This is a genomic window from Burkholderia sp. 3C (assembly GCF_054589155.1).
In genome coordinates, this window is record NZ_BAAILN010000092.1 from 150,642 (window position 1) to 168,105 (window position 17,464).

Below are 17,464 nucleotides of genomic sequence, written 5' to 3' on the forward strand. Positions count from 1 at the left end.
GATCGAACACGCGCCGGCCGTGGCCCGGCCGCTGGCGCCTGTCGTGCTGGGCGTGATCGCGCTGTCGGTGATCGTGCATGGCGTGTCGGCCACGCCGTTGATGAATCGGTATCACCGGTTCGGGTAGCCGCTGGCCGCCGTTCACCACGCCCAGCGCACCCCGGCATTGCCCGTGATGGTGCGCTGGTGTTCGCCGCCGAGGTTCGTCAGATAAGCGAGCGTGGCGTACACGCTGCCGCGCTTGCTCAGTTGTGCGATCAATCCGGCGCCGATCTGCCCGGCGGTCTGGCCGACCTGCGTGCCGAGCGTGGTCGCGCCGCCGAAGGTGGTCTGGTCGTCGGCGCCGAACGAACGCAGCAGGCTCACGCGCACGTAGGGCTTCCAGCTCACGCCGTGCGCGTCGAACGCCCATTGCAGGCGCGCGCCGATCCGGCCGAGGAAGGTGTTGCCGTTGTTCCAGTTCACGCTCGACACGCCGTCGTCGAAGCGATCGAGCGACAGCCATTGCCAGACCAGTTGCGCCTGCGGTTCGAGCGTCAGCCCGTAGCCGAGCGCGATCGGCAACCCGGCCTCCAGCGAGCCGGTGAACGCGTTGCCGTTGGTCGAGCCGTTCAGGTTGTCGTTCGCGTGGGTGCGCACGGTCAGCGCGCTGCCCATCAGCACGGCGTCGGTGTACCAGCCGCCCGGGCCGATGTGGGTCCAGTAGCCGCCGAGATCGTAGGCGTTCACCTGCAACGTGCCCACGCCCAGATCGCGCTGCGCGAGCGCGAAGCCGTCAACATCGCCCACCGCGCGCGAGAAGCCGAGGAAGAAGCCGTAATGGTTGCGATGCCCGCTCGGGCTTTGGTCCGCATACAGTTCCTGCCCGACCTGCATGCCCCAGACGGTGCCGTCGAACGACGGGCTCGCATCGCCCTGCTGCCGCATGTTGCTGTAGCCGCCCCACACACGCGCCCAGGCGGCCGGCACCGGGCCGTGCTCCGACAGCAGGTCCTGCCCGCCCAGGCGATCGTGGAAGGTGTCGATCTGTTGCTGGCCCAGTTGCCGCGCAACGGCCGGCGCTTCCGAATACAGCGGCACCGCCATCCGGTAGATCGGCTCGGGGGCGCTGCCCGGCGCGGCGTCGGCGACGGCCGCGACGATCGCATCGGGCGTGCCGGGCGCCGGTGTGACGGCCTGCGTGGCGGGCGGCGGCGCGGGTTGCCCCGGCGTGACGACGGCCGGCTGCGGCTGGGGCGGAACCGAATTGCGCAGATACCAACTCTGGCTGGCGCCGCTGGCAGGCCCGCCCTTGGCGAGAAAGTACGCGTAGGCGCCCGCGCTGACCGTGCCGCCCGCCAGCGTGAACGCGCCGTCCGCCGTCGCGGCGGCGTTGTTGGCCTGCACCACCTGGATGCCGTCGCCGAGCGTCTGCGCGCCGGGGCCGCCCACGTTGGTCACCTTCAGCGTGGTGGTGCCGGTCGCCTCCACCCCGGCGACGATCAACTTGTCGGATGCCGCGCCGTCGCCGCCCAGGTACGTATTCATCGCGATGGCGGCGTTCTGCCCGATATAGTCGCCCGCCACCGTCAGCGTGTTGCCCACGCCGGGGCCACCAAGCTGGATCAGGCCGGCATTGGTCAGGTGTCCGATGATCTGCAGGTTGCCGGTGGCCCCGCTCGCGAGGCCCGCGAACGCATTGGCCACCGCGATCGTGCCGGTGTTGGTCACGTTGCCCGTCACGCTGCCGTAGCCGCCGAGCGTCGCGCCCGGCGCCACCGTCACCAGCCCGTTGCCGGACAGCGCCGCGCCCGAGTGGGCCGCATCGCCGACCAGCAGCGCCCCCGCATTCACGTTCGTGCCGCCCGCGTAGCTGCTGGCGCCGTTCAGCGCCAGCGTGCCGCTGCCGAGCTTGGTCAGGCTGCCCGCGCCGGTGATGTTCTGGGCGATCGTCGACCGGAAGCCCTGTGTGTCGATCGTGCCGTTGTTCGCCGTGATCGACAGCGCGCGGCCCGGCGACAGATCGAACGCGCTGCCGAATTGCAGCGTGCCGCCGTTGAACGTCAGGCTTCCCGACGATGCGCCGAGCGCGTTGTCGGCCGCCACCGCCAGCGTGCCCTGCGTGAGGGTCGTGCCGCCCGCGTAGGCGTTGCCGCCGAGGGCGGCCGGCGCGAGCGTCAGCATGCCCGCCCCGCTCTTCTCCACCGCGCCCGCGCCGCCGATCGTGCCCGTGTAACTGCCGCCCGCATCCTGCTGGAAGCGCACCAGCCCGTTGTCGGTGACGGCCAGCGGCAGGTTCGCCGCGTTGGCCTGCAAGGTCGCGCCCGCGTTGACGGTGGCCGCCACCGTGGCGGTCGTGGTGCCGAGCGTGCCGGTCAGGTTCAGCGTGCCGCTTTGCACCAGCGCGCTCGAGAACGTGCCGGTGCCGGCCCAGTTCCAGGCGTCGCCCGCCATCGTCAGGCTCTGGAAATTCGTGAACGCGTTCGCCGCGGTACCGCTGCCCTGCAAGGTCACCGTGTTCGAACCCGCGCCACCGTCGGCCGTGCCGATGATCTGCGAGCCGGTCTGCAGGATCAGCGTGACATTGCCGTTGCCGCCGCGAATCGCGGTGCCGCCGCCGCCCTGGATCAACCCCGCGTTGGTGATCGTGGTGTTGCCGTTGGTCGAGCGCACGCCGATGCCGTTGTTGCTGATGATCCGGCCGCCGGCCTGATTGGTGATGGCCGCCGTAAACGAGCTGCCGAGCGTGTTCGACACCACCGCGTCGACGCTGCCGCCGCTGGTGGCGGTGCCGGTGGTCTGGATCGTGCCGCGGTTGATCAGCGTGTCGTTGTTGCCCTGCATATAGGCGGCCGGCGCGTCGCGGCCGTTGGTGGTGAGCGTGCCGCTGTTGTCGATCGTGCCGTTGCCGCCCAGCAGCGACGCCGCGCGCGCGTTGTTGCCCGAGGTGGTGACGGTGCCGGTATTGACGAGCGTGTTGCCCGACGCGCCGGCATTGCTCTGCCCCCACGCCGCCGTCATGCCGTAGGCGTTGTTGCCGGTGGTGGCGATCGTGCCTTGATTGACCAGCGTGTTGCCGTTGCCGTTCGCGGCGATGCCGTCGTTATAGGCGCCCGTCGTCGAAATCGCGCCGGTTGCGCCATTGGTGATGGTGTTGCCGCTGTTCACGCCGATCAGCATCGCGCCGCGGTTGGCGACGCCCGTGCCGTTGCCCGACATCGACAGCGTGCCGTTGTTGGTGATCGTGCTGGCGGTATCGACGGAAAACGGCGTGGGCGTGGCGCTCAACACGTAGTTGCCGGTCGAGGTCGAATCGAGGCCGATCGCCACGCCGGTGCTGCCCGGCACGGCCACCACCGACGGCACGTTCGCACCGCTGCACGTGACCGCCGCGCCGCTGGCCGGTGCAGTGGCCGAGCATGCCGCGTAGGCGCCCACCGGCAAGGTGCCCGTCAGGATCGCCATGCTGCCCCAACCCAGATTCCTCGACGTTTTTTTCATTGCTCCGCTCGCATTTATTGATGACGTCATTGCTGCAAACCGGCACGTGAATCGGGTTATAGCACCCGATCCGAAATAAACGCAAGGATCGCTTGTTTAACCTCGTCAATAAATTGGCAATGCGAAATGCTTGAATGGGGCGATGGTGCGATGCGGCATGAACATGCCTGAGGCGTGGGTTTCCCGAGAGGAGGCTGATCGGGAATTCGCAATGGGGGCATGCAATTTTTGCCTGATGGTTTTGATATTCGGCAATAAGGAAGCGGCGATTTATTTAAATCAGATGATTTCCAATCGAATCAACCGAACGGGCATTTCGATTGATTGGACCGATAAAACCGGAGGCATTTCGGCGGCCTCGAAGGCCAGCATCGCCGCGGCGCTTCGGGTATGCTCCAAAACCCGATTCCGTCCACGCAGCCCCATGCCGCCTCTCCACAGCCAACCCGACTTCTACCGCCTCCTCGCCGACAGCCACGCCCGCCTGCTCGGCAAACCGCTCGTGCCGCACGGCGACACCCTCTCGCCCGCCGAAGCCGCCGAATGGCTCTACGAGCACGCGCCGTTCGCGGTGCTCGCGCACAATACCGCCGCCGACCCGGTGTTCATCTACGGCAACAAGGCCGCGCAGCAGCGCTTCGGTTACGACTGGGACGAGATCACCCGGCTGCCGTCGCGGCTGTCGGCCGAAGCGCCGAACCGCGAGGAGCGGCAGCAATTCCTCGAACGTGTGCAGCGGCTCGGCTATGAAGCCGGCTATCAGGGCGTGCGGATCATGAAATCGGGCGAACGCTTCATGATCGAGGAAGCCACGCTGTGGCAACTGATCGACGCGGACGGCACGCTGCACGGCCAGGCCGTCGTCATCCCGCGCACGCGCGACCTTTGACACAACCGCGCTGAACGGCCATCGCTTCAGGCCGCAACCCGCACCTCCCGCACCTCCCGCTCCGCCCCCTGCCCGCGCCGCCGCCCCGGCGACGCGGCCAGCAACTGCCGCGTGTAATCCGCGCGCGGCGCATCGAGCACGGCCTGCGCCTCGCCGGCCTCGACCACCTTGCCATCCTTCATCACGAGCACGCGGTCGCTGACATGGCGGATCACGTCGAGATCGTGCGAGATGAAAATCAGCGACACGCCCAGCGACGCCTGCAATTCGCCGAGCAGATCGAGCACCTGCGCCTGCACGTAGACATCAAGCGCCGACACCGGCTCGTCGCACACGATCAGCGCCGGCTCGGCCGCCACCGCGCGCGCGATCGCGATGCGCTGACGCTGCCCGCCCGACAACGACGCGGGCCGCCGGTCGAGATAGCTGCCATCGAGGCCCACGCGCTCCAGCAGCGCGATCGCGCGCGCCGCGTGCTCGGGCTTCGGCAGCCGCGCGGCGTACAGGCCGTCGTCGAGCAGCTCGCGCACGGTATGACGCGGATCGAACGAGCCGAGCGGGTCCTGCGGGATATAGCGCAGCCGGGGCCGCGTCTCGCGGCGCTCCCGCTCGCGGGCGCCCGCGCCGTTCCAGCGCCGGCCGAGGAATTCGACTTCGCCGGCGCTCGGCGCGAGCAGGCCCAGCACGATATTCGCGGTGGTGCTCTTGCCCGAGCCCGATTCGCCGACGATGCCGAGCACCTCGCCGCGCCGCACCGAGAACGACACGTCGTCGAGCGCGACGAACGGCGCGCCGCCGCGCTGCGGGTATGCCTTGCCGATGCCGTCCACGCGCAGCACCACGGCGTCGCCGGGCGCGCGCCGCGCGGGCAGCGGTTCGCGCACGGTCCGCAATGCGCCCTCGCCCGCTTGCGCCGCGTCGTGCTCGTGTTCCGCTTCGAGTTCCTGATCATCGACCAAGCGCGCGGTGGCAAGCCGGTGCCCGCGCGAACGGCCATCCGGCTGCGCGGCCAGCAACTGCCGCGTATAGCGATGCGCGGGCCGCGCCAGCACGCTGCGGGTCGGCCCGCTGTCCACCACCTCGCCACGATGCATGACGAGCACGCGGTCGGCAATGCCCTCCACCACGGCCAGGTCATGGCTGATCAGCAACAGGCCGATGCCGGTGCGCAAGCGCTCGGCGAGCACGGCCAGCACCTGCGCCTGCACCGTCACGTCGAGCGCGGTGGTGGGCTCGTCGGCGATCACCAGCGGCGGCGCGGCGGCGATCGCCGAGGCGATCAACGCGCGCTGACGCAGCCCGCCCGACAGTTCGTGCGCGTACTGCGCCGCGCGCCGTTGCGGCTCGGGAATGCCGACGGCCGCCATGGTCTCGTGCACGCGCGCGATCCGCTCGCGCCGCGAACGCGCCGCACCGTGGCGCGCCACCGCCTCGCCGATCTCGGCGCCGATGGTGCGCAACGGATCGAGCGACACCAGCGCGTCCTGCATCACCAGCCCGGCGAACGCGCCGCGCACCGCGCGCCAATCCTTCTCGCGCCAATCGAGCGCGGGCCGCCCGTCGATCTCGAAGCGCTCGGCACTGACCCGCGCGCCCGCGCCGGCCAGCCCGATCAGGCTGCGCGCGGTCAGGCTCTTGCCCGAGCCCGATTCGCCGACCAGCGCGACGCACTCGCCGGCACGGATCGTCAGGTCCACGCCGCGCACCAGCGGCGCGGCGCCGGCCGCGTGCGCGAAGCCGATCGACAGGCCCCGCACGTCCACCAGCGTTCGCCCGGGTTGGCCGGGTTGTCCATCCAACGGCGGCACGCCGCCAGCGAATTTCGATCGTGCGCTCATCAGGCACGCCCTCCATGACGACGCGACAACACCTTGCCGATCACCGTGAACGCCATCACCGTCAGCGTGATCGCCGCGCCGGGGAACACGCTCGGCCACCATGCGACACGCAGCACGTCGCGCCCTTCGGCCAGCATCACGCCCCATTCGGGCGTGGGCGGTTGCGGCCCGAGGCCGAGGAAGCTGAGTGCGGACACGGCCAGGATCGCGCTGCCGATATCGATGGTCGCAATCACGGGGATCGCCGCCAGCACGTTCGGCAGCAGATGCCGGAAAAACACCCGCGTGCGCGAATAGCCGTAGGCCGGCGCATGCGTGACGTAGTCGGCGCGGCGCACGCCGAGCGTCTGCGCACGCAGCACGCGGCCGAATTTGGGAATGCCGGCGATCCCGACCGCCACCGCGATATTGACGATCCCCTGCCCGGCGAACGACACCACGAACAGCGACAGCAAAATCGGCGGAAACGCGGACAGCACGTCGAAGATGCGCGACGCGCCCTCGTCGAGCGCGCGCGGCCCGAGCCCGGCAGTCAGGCCCACCACCAACCCGATCAGCAGGCTCACGCCCATGCTGGCCAGGCCGATCACGAGTGAATAGCGCGCGCCGTAGATCACCCGCGCGAGCACGTCGCGGCCGATCCGGTCGGTGCCGAACAGGTGCTCCGCGCCGGGCGGCTGCAAGGCGTGCGCCACGTCGCTGACGAGCGGGTCGTAGCGCGTGAACGCATGCGGAAACGCCAGCGCCACGGCCAGCAGCACCAGAAACGCCACCGACAGCAGCACCGAAAGCGGCCAACGCCACGGCCGGCGCGCAGCGCGCGCGGCGGTGGCGACGGGAACGGCGAGCGCCGCGTCGGACGCGGCGGTGGACAAGGCGGACAGATCGCTCATGACTTGCGCAGCCTCGGATCGATGAACAGATAGGCGACATCGAGCAGCGTCGAGATCGCGACATGAACGAACGCGGCCAGCAGCACCACGGCCAGCACCACCGGCACGTCCTGCGAGGTCACCGCGTCGAGCGTGATGCTGCCGAGGCCCGGCCGCCCGAACATCTTCTCGGTGATCACCGCGCCGCCGAGCAGGCCGCCGATCAGCCAGCCGCCGAGCGTCACCACCGGCAGCAGCGCGTGCCGCAGCAGGTGCCGCACGCGCAGCCCGAACGCCGACACGCCACGCGCCCGCACGGTGGTCACGAACGGCCGTTCGTACGCCGAATCGAGCGCCTCGCGCATGACCTGCGACAGCACGCCCGCAGTCGGCAGCGCGAGCGTGACGGCCGGCAGCACCAGCGAACGCCAGCCGCCGCCGCCCGACACCGGGAACCAGCGGAAATGGAACGAGAACGCGATCAGCAGCAGCATGCCGAGCCAGAACACCGGCATCGACGTGAAGCCCAGCTCGACCACCGACGCCGAGCGGCGCAGCCATTCGCCGCGCCGGTCCTGCGCGCCGGCCGTGACGGTGGCCGCGCCGAGCGCGAGCAGCAGCGCCAGCAAGCCAGCCGAGCCGGCCAGTTGCACGGTCGGCCAAAGCTGGCTGACCAGCACCGAGGCCACCGGCTGCTGCATCACGAACGAGGTGCCGAGGTCGCCGTGCGCGAGCCGCAGCAGGAACTGCCCGTACTGATACGGCAGGCTGTGGTTCAGCCCCCACTGCGCGGCGATCGCGTCGCGCAGGCCCGGATAGGTCAGGTCGCCGGCCAGGATGTCCTCGATGCGGCCCGGCAGCGCGTGGATCGTCACGAACGCGGCGCTGGCCGCCAGCCACAGCACCAGCAGGCCGGTGCCGAAGCGGGTCGCGATCTGGCGCAACATGATCAGTGCTCCTTGCGATCGATCCAGAGCTCGTAAGCGCTGTTCGGCCCGTCGAGTTCCGGCTCGAAGCCGATGCCGTGCACCGTCGATTTCGCCGCGATGTGATAGGCCGGCGCGAACAGCGGCACGATATACGCCTGATCCACGGCGCGATGCTGGATGTCGGCCAGCAGCTTGCGCCGTTCGTCGCCCACCGGCAGTTGTCGCGCGCGGTTGATCGCGCCGGTGATCTCCGGGTCCGACTTCGGAATCGCGTTGTACAGGAAGCCGTGATCGCCGAGCATGTCCCACAGCTCCATCGCCACGTCCGACGGGTTGTCGGTGTTCGGGTAGATGTACCAGACGCCGCTGGCCTTCTGGTTCGCGAAATCGCCGGCGGTCGTGATGTGCAGCTTCAGGTCGAAGCCGAGGTTCTGACGCAGCGCCGACTGGATCGCGCGGATCAGCACGTCGCGGCTGTCGCGCACGTAAGGCTGCGGATAGCCGACCTCGATGCTCAGACGCTTGCCGTCCTTGGTGCGGAAGCCTTCCGCATCGCGTGCGGTCCAGCCCGCCGCGTCGAGCAGCGCGTTCGCGCCCTTCACGTCGTTGCCCCAGGTGCCCTTCAGCGCGGCATTGGTGTCGGGGTTGTCGGGGCCGATGTTCGACCACGCGCGTCGCACCGTGTCCAGATAGACGCTCTTCACGATCGCGTCGAGATCGAAGCCGTCGCGCAGCGCGCGGCGCACGCGCACGTCGTCGGCGGGCGCGATCGTGTAGTTGACGTTCAGCGTGAACGAGGTGGTGGCCGACGGCCCCGTGTAATAGCCGAAGCCGTCCACGCCCTCGAACACCGGCGCGTCGGTGGGCTGCACGCCCTCGATCATGTCGACCTGGCCCGAACTGAGCGCGCCGGTGCGCACCGCGGCCTCGGGCAGGAAGCGGTACACCACGCGGTCGAGATAAGCCGGCCCCTGATGCTGCGCGCGCCCCGATGCCCACTGGTAATCGGGGTTGCGCGTGAACGTGGCCGACTGGCCGCGCTGATACGCGCTGAACACGAACGGGCCGGTGCCCACCAGCGGCGGCCCGCCCGCGCACAGGTCGGCGGCCGATTTGAGCGCCTTCGGCGAGATGAAGCCGAGCTTCACGCTCGACAGCGATTCGAGCGTGGTCGAATCGGGCTGCTTCATGACCAGCTTCACCACGCTCGGCGACACCACTTCCGCATGATCGAAATGCACCAGCAGCGACGACGAGGCCGAGGTGGTCGCCACGTTGGCGAGGATGTAGTCGAAGTTGGCCTTGACGGCGCTGGCGTCGAACGGCGTGCCGTCGGTGAAGTGCACGTCGTCGCGCAGGTTGAACGTGTAGACCTTGCCGTCGTCCGACACGCTCCACGATTTCGCGAGCCACGGCGCATAGCTGCCGTCGGCGCGCTTGTCGATCAGCGAATCGAATACGTTGCGGATCACCCAGAACGCGTTCTGCTGCGATGCGCGGTGCGGGTCGAAACAGGCCGGCTCGGTGGTCACGCCCCAGGTGAGCGTGCCGCCCGCTTGCGGTTTCAGCGCCGCTTGCGCGGCAGAAGCAGAGGCGGCGGCGGAAGCGTTGCCCCCGCCCGCCGGCTCCGATTTTTCGCAGCCGGCCAGCGTGAATGCGGCCAATGCGGCGAGTGCGCCAAGGAAAGTGGCCCGCGACGCGTGCGTCGCCGGCCGGTCAGTCGATGTTGATGCAAAGCGATTCATGCAGCGTGATCCCCGAACAGAACGAGACAGCCTAATTTCGACTGCCTGCGGGGGACAACGAAGCATTGCTGCTAACGATATGGGCGGCGCCGCTTCGAACCATCGCAGCAATGGAACGAAGGCGGCACGAAGCAGCACGCGCCGATCAGCTCTCCACGTCGGCCAGGCTGAAGATGCCGGTCTGGTCGTTGTACGAGAACACCTCGCCGTAACGGCCCCAGGCGATCAGCGCGTCGAGCGTTTCCTCGGCGGTTTCGTCGGGCAGGAAATCGCCCAGTTCCTGCTCGAAGCGCACGCGCGGCGCGCGATGGCCGGGGCGCTCGTTGAGCACCGTGCGAATCCGCGCCGCCAGCGGCACGTGGCGCAGCAGGTGATCGGCGAACAGCGTCTTGCGCTCCTGCGTGCCGTAGTCGGCGAAGATGCGGCCGGCCGGCGTCAGTTGCACGTCGCCGTCGCGCACGTCGGCGAACGCCAGATGCTGGAGCACTTCGGCGATCGGGAACAGGTCATCAATATGCAGGTGCAGCGAGCGCGCGATTTCCGGCATGTCGGCGCGGCCGTTGTACGGCGCGGCGGCCACCGTCTCGATCAGCCCGGCCATCAGGTTGGTCGACACATGCGGCAGCCAGCTTCCCAGTTGCCATTCGTCGCGCGCGGCCTCGCCCAGGTTGCGGGTGGTCATCTTCGCGTAGATCTCGTCCACCAGCTTGCGGAACACCGGGTCCAGGCGGTTGCGCGGATGCTTGAACGGCACCTGGATCTCGGCCACCACGCGGCCCGGGTTCGACGACAGCACCAGGATGCGGTCGCACATGAACACCGCTTCCTCGATGTTGTGCGTCACGATCAGCACCGATTTGATCGGCATGCGGCCTTGCGTCCACAGGTCCAGCAGGTCGGTGCGCAGCGTTTCGGCGGTCAGCACGTCGAGCGCCGAGAACGGTTCGTCCATCAGCAGCAGCGTCGGGTCCACCACCAGCGCGCGGGCGAAGCCGACGCGCTGGCGCATGCCGCCCGACAACTCGCGCGGGTAGGCGTTCTCGAAGCCGTCGAGGCCGATCAGGTCGATCGCGGCGAGCGAACGGCGGCGGCGCTCGCTCGCGTCCACGCCGAGCGCTTCGAGGCCTGCTTCCACGTTCTGCAGCACGGTCAGCCACGGGAACAGCGCGAAGGTCTGGAACACCATCGCACAGCCCTGCGCGGGGCCGCGCAGCGGCTTGCCCATGTAGCTGACGTCGCCGCTGCTCGGCTCGATCAGGCCGGCGATGATGCGCAGCAAGGTGGATTTGCCGGAGCCGGAACGGCCCAGCAGGCCGACGATCTCGCCCTCGCGCAGCGAGAGGTTCACGCCGTCGAGCACGAGCTGCTCGCCCTGCGACTTGTCGAAGCCGCGGCGCACGTTGTCGATGCGCAGCACCTCGGCGCCATGGGCCGGCGCGCCGTTCGTGGTGGCGGCCGCTGCCGTGCGGTCGGCGCTCAGGATGTCCGTATTCATGATGAGGTCTCCTTGGTAACCGGGTTAATCGAGGCGGAGTTTGGATTCGGCGTACGCATACAGCGGGCGCCAGAGGACGCGGTTGAACAGCGTCACGAACAGCGACATCACGACGATGCCGAGAATGATCTTCGGGAAATCGCCGGCCGCGGTGGTCTGCGCGATGTACGCGCCCAGGCCGTGCGCGGCCAGCCTGGTGTCGCCCCACTGCACGTATTCGGACACGATGCTGGCGTTCCACGCGCCGCCCGAGGCCGTGATCGCACCGGTGATGTAGTACGGGAAGATGCCGGGCAGCATTGCGCCGCGCCACCATTGCCAGCCGCGAATCCGGAAGTTCTTCGCCACTTCCTTGTAGTCGTTCGGGTAGGCGGTGGTGCCGGCGATCACGTTGAACAGGATGTACCACTGCGTGCCGAGCACGATCAGCGGCGACAGCCAGATGTCGACGTTCAGGTGGAAGTGCACGATGAAGATCACGAAGATCGGGAACAGCAGGTTGGCCGGGAACGCGGCCAGGAACTGCGCGAGCGGCTGGATCTTCTCGGCCAGCGCCGGGCGCAGGCCGATCAGCACGCCGAGCGGCACCCAGATCACCGACGAGATCGCGATCAGCAGCACCACGCGCAGCAGCGTGATCAGCCCCAGGCCGAACACGTGGCCGACCTCGTCGAGCGTGACGCCGGTGCGCATGTAGGCCACCACGCGCACCACCGCATACAGTGCGAGCGCGCCCATCACCGTGGCGAACACGATGTCGCCGGCCAGCGTGGCCTTGCGCGCGGCGGACGGTGCGGCGGCCTGGCGGCGCGGCAGGATCCGCAGGCGCATGCGGGCGGTGGCGGCGAGCATCGAGCCGGCCGGCGCGAGCATCCGGTGAATCAGCCGCGTGCGGCGCACCATGTCGAGCAGCCAGGATTGCGGCGCGTCGGCCGAGGCGGTGTTCTCCATGCGGAACTTGTCGGCCCAGGCCACCAGCGGGCGGAACAGCAGTTGGTCGTAGGCGAGGATCACCACCGTCATGGTCAGGATCACCCAGCCCACCGCGCCCAGGCTTTTGGTGGCGATCGCCTGCGAGAGATACGCGCCGATGCCCGGCAGCGTGATGGTGCTGTCGCCCACCGTGATCGCCTCGGAGGCCACCACGAAGAACCAGCCGCCCGACATCGACATCATCATGTTCCAGATCAGGCCCGGCACCGCGAACGGCACTTCGAGCTTCCAGAAGCGTTGCCAGCCGGTGAGCTGGAAGCTGCGCGACACTTCCGACAGATCGCGCGGCACCGAGCGCATCGACTGATAGAAGCTGAACGTCATGTTCCAGGCCTGGCTGGTGAAGATCGCGAAGATCGCCGCCAGCTCCGCGCCGATCACGCGCCCCGGAAACAGCGCCAGGAAAAAGGTGACCGTAAACGAGATGTAGCCGAGCACGGGCACCGATTGCAGGATGTCGAGGATCGGCACCAGCACCTTCTCGGCGCGCCGGCTTTTCGCGGCCAGCGTGCCGTAGGTCAGCGTGAACACCAGCGAGGCGAACATCGCCGCGAGCATGCGCAGCGTGGTGCGCATCGCGTATTCGGGCAGATGCGAGGGGTCGAGCGAGATGGCCTCGGTTTTCAGCGTCGAGATCGGCGCGAGCGTCTGATGAAAGCCGATGGCGGCCATCGCCAGCATGCCGATGATGAGCGGAAAGGCCAGCAGGTCCCAGCGATTGGGCAGCACGCGGGACACGGACGGGTTGGCCGTCAGGTTGATGCCGAATTTCAGATTCATCGATAACCTCATCGCGGTGGAGGCGAATGGGCAGCAAGTAAGGAAAACGAAACAAAAGCGCAGGGCTCTCGCCAGCCGTGCGTGCCAGGCACGGGCGTGGAGACGGCGCGCATCGTACGGCCGTCGAATGACAGCCGTGCGATCAGCGAACCGGTCGGACCGGGGCGCACGAGCGCCATCGCGCAGGCGGATCGGCGCTGACGCGCGAACGCATGACGAGACGACGCCTCATGGCGCGGGAACAGGATGCACGGGGAGGTAAAGCGACGCGCACCGTCTGCCTGTTGGCAGGACGGCGGCTGGGATGGGAAGCGCGGACGTCCTGCCGTTCAGGCAGCGAATCTGATCGAGGTTCGACTACTACAAGAGTCCAAGGCTTTTGCCCCAAATTTGAAGACCTGCGGATTCTAGGCGGCCTGCAAAACATAAGTCAACATCATTTTCGACAAAGTCTCGCAGGCCGTGGAATCGGTTCACGGTGGGCCTTTCGAGGCTTACGGAAAACGGTGCGCGAATCGTCTCGGTGAACTGAACAACCCGCGGCCGGAGGCCGGTGGGAAACCGGTTCGGGCGCGGGTTGTGGGTGCGGGTTGCGGGCGCAGTGCTGGGGTGCTGCGGTGCCTCAGTGCGAATGCGGCTCGTGCTGCTCGCCACCGCCGTGCGGCTGCTCGTGCTGTTGCGGTTGCGGACGCGGCTGTTCATGCGGCTGCGGCTGCGGGCGCGGTTGCTCGTGCTGCTCTGGACGCGGCTGCTCGCGGGCCGGCTCGGCCGGATGCGGCATCTGCGCGTGCTGTTCACGTTGCTGCTGCTCGCGCTGTTGTTGCTGCTCCCGTTGTTGCTGTTGCTGCTGTTCGTGCTGTTGCTGTTGTTGCTCGCGTTGCTGCTGTTGTTCACGCTGCTGTTGCTGTTGCTCGCGTTGTTGCTGCTGTTCGCGCTGTTGATCCATGCGCGGCGGCTCGCCGGCCGGACGCTCGTGCTCCTGTCGCTGGCCGTTCTGCATCTGCCCGCCGAAATTCGGCTGCGGCACGTGCGGCTGCCCCGGCTGCTGCGCTTGGCGGCCTGGCTCGGCATTGCCATGCTGCTGCGCCTCGAAGCCCGGACGCCCTTCCGCGCGCGGATTGCCACCCTGCCCCTGCGGCTGCGGCACGGGGCGTGCGCCCTCACGCGTATCGCCCTGCGTGAAATGCGGCATCGTCATCGCGCCCGGGTTCGCGGGCGGCAGGCCCGGCGGCCGGTGCGCATTGCCCGGCTCGCGTCCCGGCGCCTGCCCCTGCAACTGGCCCGGCGCCTGGCCAGGACTCGGGCGGCCTTCGTTGTGGTTGTCGATCCGCGTGTTGTTGTTCACCACGTTGTTGTTGTTCACCACGTTGCGGTTCGTGTCGTAGTGATTGTTGATCGTCGTGTTGTTGATGTGGTTGACGACCGTGGTCGAACGCGACACGTACGTGTTGTTGTTGTAGACCACCGCCGGGCGATGCCAGCCGCCACCACCACCGTTACCCGGGCCGTCGTTGCGGTAGCCGCCGTCGCGCCCGCGATCGCCGCCCCAGTTCATGCCCCAGGCGTGCCAGCCCCAGTCGTGGTGATGGCTGATCGCGTCGCCCACCAGGATGCCGACGCCGAACGTCAGCACGCCGGCCGTCACCACCTCGCCCGTCGAATACTCGGGGCGGTGATAGGCATAGCCCGGATAGACCGGCACCGGCTGGCCGTACACCACGTTCGGGTCGTAGGTCGGCACATACACCACGTCCGGCTGGGCAGGCGCGATCACGATGGTTTGCGGCGGCGGCGGAATCACGGCCGGGCCGGCGTACACCGGCGGCTGGCCGGCCTCGTCCTGATAATCGGGCGGCGGCGCCTGGCGCGCCGTGCTCGACACCGCCAGTTGCTTCGACGATTTCAGGTTGCCCGACTGCTGCGCGCGCTGGCGCATGACCTGGATCGCGTTCATCACGTCGGTCGGGTCATTGACGTAGGCCTCGCCGAGCGCGGTGGTCCACTGGATATTGCCGGCCATCTGGTTCAGCACGGCCGGGAATGCAGTCAGCGACTTCACGCTGACATCCCACGGCTGCTGGTTCGCGGCGTTCTGCAACGCGGCGCCCTTCAACGACGGATTCTGCGCGAGCCATTGGTTGGCCGCCGTGATCTGATCGGGATAGGTTGCGCCCGCAAGCACCTGGGCCACGAGCTTGTCGGGGAACAGCGCGATCGGCGCGACCATCTGTTCGAGCTGCGCGGCGGTGGGCGGCGTGTATGGGCTGGCGGCCGAGGCCGGTTGCGCGGCGGAGGCGGCCGACGCATCGGAGGCGGCCTGCGTGGTGTCGGTGGAGTTGCCCTTGTTGCATCCGGCAAGCGCCAACAGGCTGACGATCAGCGTCGACGACACGACGGTGCCGAGAATCTTCGATGTTCCTTTCATATCCCCTTCTTGTTGTCTGGTGGCACACATCGAGATTAACGGACGAGGACAGGGTTCGGCCTACCGACAATCTGTTACTTGTATGACGTTGTGTACTTGAAAGCTGAAGGCGAACGCCTGCCGCACAAGGTCGACAGGCGGGGTGAACGGTTCAGATGGATCACGACGTTTTTCGCCGTTTTTCCAAGTAACGGCGCCAGAGCTTTCCCATCAACCAGTATTCAATGGCTGCCAGCATCAAATTGACGACGGCAACCACGGAAAGATAAAAACCTTCGGGGTCGCTCACGCCGAATTTCTCGGATATCTCAAGCAGGCATTGCTGCTGGCTTGTCGTCATTGGCAATGGGTAGGTGTGAACAAACCGCATTGATACGGCGAACAAGCCGACAAAGAGGAGAACTTTGAATGCGCTACGGGCAAGTGTTGCCATGGGTCACCACCTCGATCCAGCCGTAAGCGTCCAACCCCGATCTGCCAGCAGGAATGGTCTTTGTGTTTAAAAATGCCCGACGGATAGCCTGGAAATCAGATTGGCTTGGCAGCGTGATGCAGCCGAACGAATGACCGGCGCCACCGGTTGGATGCAACCTGAAATTGCCGCGCTTGACTCCATGTATCCATGTCCAATCATCGATTTGGCCGTCGCAGCGATACAGAGCAAACCATTCCGCGTGATGGGTAGGCTTACCGATCAAAGAATTACCCAAATCCTTGCTCCAGGCTCCCAACTGTGAACGCACTCCTCCTTTGGGGCGATCAACGATCCAGTATCGCCCGTGCGGTAAAGGGCCATTTCCCACAATCCCGGTGCAACCACCGCTGTTACGATAAATTCCCTCGCCTGAAAAAGCCATGAACGTCCCCACGCCATAAATCGTCAATGGCACAAGAGGGGCATTATTGACAATGAATTTCCCCCAAAATGCCATGATTAAGACCTTTCGTCCCATTCATCCGTGAACTTGATATTTCCGTCCGTGTAATGCCACGTGATTCGCTTATCGACAGGCAGATTCAATCCGTGGCTAAAACCGACAACTTCGATACTTCCCTCACGTCCCTGAACGGTGACGGAGCCTTTGATATCGGAAATAGGCATTTTATTGATCCTTGGTCAGCGACGGTCGAATGAGTGCGAAGCGTCGGCGAGCTTATCGCGCATGCGGGATAAGCAAATTGACGCTCATCAACACGCCACCTACAGTGCTGCCGCGATTAACAATAGGAGATGATCGTTATATAAAACCCACCTTTCGCAACATGCGTCATACCCGCTATCGCGGGTTCGGAAGAGCAACGCAACATCTACATCGCTCATGCGCAGCGCACCGTCACTTGCCCTGCATCCGAACGCTAGCTGACCTGGCGGTATGCATTCCGCGTCACCGAAGCAGGCAGCGTCAGATCGACGGGTTGGTTTACACGCTCCGACAACGAGCGAAATGCCCTTATCGATCAGTCGAACAAAACCATCTTGGCGAACATTTCACGAATCCCGGCCGTGCACGAAACATTTTGTCGCACTGCACCAGAACGTTATATCCCCTAAAATACGTCGCTTTCCGCCACGCTGCGGCCGTGTCATTCGCCACAACACGTCACGCCGCGCCCCGATGCAGTCGATGTCTTCCCCGCCGCTCCCCCGCTTGCGCCGTGCCGGCCAGCCAAGCGCCGTGCTCGCCCTGTGCGCCGCGAGCCTCGCCGCCGCCGCGCTGCTGGCGCTCTGCGCCGGCCGCTTTCCGCTGACGCCGTTGGAGGTCGTGCAGGCGTTGCATGCTGCAGCGCACCCGGCCATTTCCGCCGCGACGCTCGCGCAGTGGCACGCGATCGTCGTCGATGAAAGGCTCCCACGCCTGCTCGCCGCCGCGCTGGCCGGCGCGGCGCTCGCCACCAGCGGCGCGAGCTATCAGGCCGTGTTTCGCAACGCGCTGGTGTCGCCGGGCTGGCTCGGCGTGTTGAGCGGCGCTGCGTTCGGCGCGGCGCTCGGCATCGTCACGAGCGGCGTCGCGCCGAAC

General features: G+C 67.2%; 13 protein-coding genes. 2 read left to right on the forward strand and 11 right to left on the reverse strand.

What is annotated here, in order from left to right:
* Positions 1-141: 141 nt before the first annotated feature.
* Positions 142-3,444 (reverse strand): autotransporter family protein, encoded by a 3,303-nt coding sequence (locus ACYP33_RS16940; RefSeq protein WP_459623176.1) that lies wholly within the window; start codon positions 3,442-3,444, stop codon positions 142-144.
* Between the two features lie 460 nt (positions 3,445-3,904).
* Here ACYP33_RS16940 and ACYP33_RS16945 point away from each other — a divergent pair, with 460 nt between their 5' ends.
* The gene (locus tag ACYP33_RS16945; RefSeq protein WP_459623178.1) at positions 3,905-4,369 is read left to right on the forward strand and encodes an MEKHLA domain-containing protein; all 465 of its coding nucleotides are present in this window, start codon (positions 3,905-3,907) and stop codon (positions 4,367-4,369) included.
* A gap of 26 nt (positions 4,370-4,395) precedes the next feature.
* Here ACYP33_RS16945 and ACYP33_RS16950 read toward each other — a convergent pair whose 3' ends face one another.
* The 10 genes from ACYP33_RS16950 to ACYP33_RS16995 form a co-directional block, all read right to left on the reverse strand.
* The gene (locus ACYP33_RS16950; RefSeq protein ID WP_459622922.1) at positions 4,396-6,168 is read right to left on the reverse strand and encodes an ATP-binding cassette domain-containing protein; all 1,773 of its coding nucleotides are present in this window, start codon (positions 6,166-6,168) and stop codon (positions 4,396-4,398) included.
* Positions 6,169-6,206: 38 nt separating this feature from the next.
* A complete protein-coding gene (locus tag ACYP33_RS16955) occupies positions 6,207-7,100 on the reverse strand; it encodes an ABC transporter permease (protein ID WP_459622923.1) in 894 nt (297 codons plus the stop codon).
* Positions 7,097-8,026, reverse strand: coding sequence for an ABC transporter permease (locus tag ACYP33_RS16960; protein WP_414449322.1), 930 nt, complete (start codon positions 8,024-8,026; stop codon positions 7,097-7,099). Before ACYP33_RS16960 ends, ACYP33_RS16955 begins: the two co-directional genes overlap by 4 nt.
* Before the next feature lie 2 nt (positions 8,027-8,028).
* The gene (locus ACYP33_RS16965) at positions 8,029-9,672 is read right to left on the reverse strand and encodes an ABC transporter substrate-binding protein (protein WP_459622924.1); all 1,644 of its coding nucleotides are present in this window, start codon (positions 9,670-9,672) and stop codon (positions 8,029-8,031) included.
* Positions 9,673-9,898: 226 nt separating this feature from the next.
* Positions 9,899-11,248, reverse strand: a complete 1,350-nt coding sequence (locus ACYP33_RS16970; RefSeq protein WP_459622925.1) for an ABC transporter ATP-binding protein — start codon at positions 11,246-11,248, stop codon at positions 9,899-9,901.
* A 24-nt stretch (positions 11,249-11,272) separates the two neighbouring features.
* Entirely contained in the window at positions 11,273-13,021 is a 1,749-nt protein-coding gene (locus ACYP33_RS16975) for an ABC transporter permease (RefSeq protein WP_459622926.1), read from the reverse strand.
* A 622-nt stretch (positions 13,022-13,643) separates the two neighbouring features.
* Positions 13,644-15,446: a DUF3300 domain-containing protein gene (locus tag ACYP33_RS16980; RefSeq protein ID WP_459622927.1), complete on the reverse strand. Its 1,803-nt coding sequence runs from the start codon at positions 15,444-15,446 to the stop codon at positions 13,644-13,646.
* Between the two features lie 160 nt (positions 15,447-15,606).
* On the reverse strand, positions 15,607-15,879 hold the full coding sequence (locus ACYP33_RS16985; protein ID WP_414449317.1) for a hypothetical protein: 273 nt from the start codon (positions 15,877-15,879) through the stop codon (positions 15,607-15,609).
* A complete protein-coding gene (locus ACYP33_RS16990; protein ID WP_459622928.1) occupies positions 15,860-16,378 on the reverse strand; it encodes a DUF2778 domain-containing protein in 519 nt (172 codons plus the stop codon). Before ACYP33_RS16990 ends, ACYP33_RS16985 begins: the two co-directional genes overlap by 20 nt.
* 2 nt (positions 16,379-16,380) lie before the next feature.
* Entirely contained in the window at positions 16,381-16,548 is a 168-nt protein-coding gene (locus tag ACYP33_RS16995; protein WP_459622929.1) for a type VI secretion system tube protein Hcp, read from the reverse strand.
* A gap of 523 nt (positions 16,549-17,071) precedes the next feature.
* Between ACYP33_RS16995 and ACYP33_RS17000 the strand changes: the two genes are divergently transcribed.
* The coding region (locus tag ACYP33_RS17000) for an iron chelate uptake ABC transporter family permease subunit (RefSeq protein ID WP_459622930.1) at positions 17,072-17,464 on the forward strand (393 nt) is incomplete at its 3' end.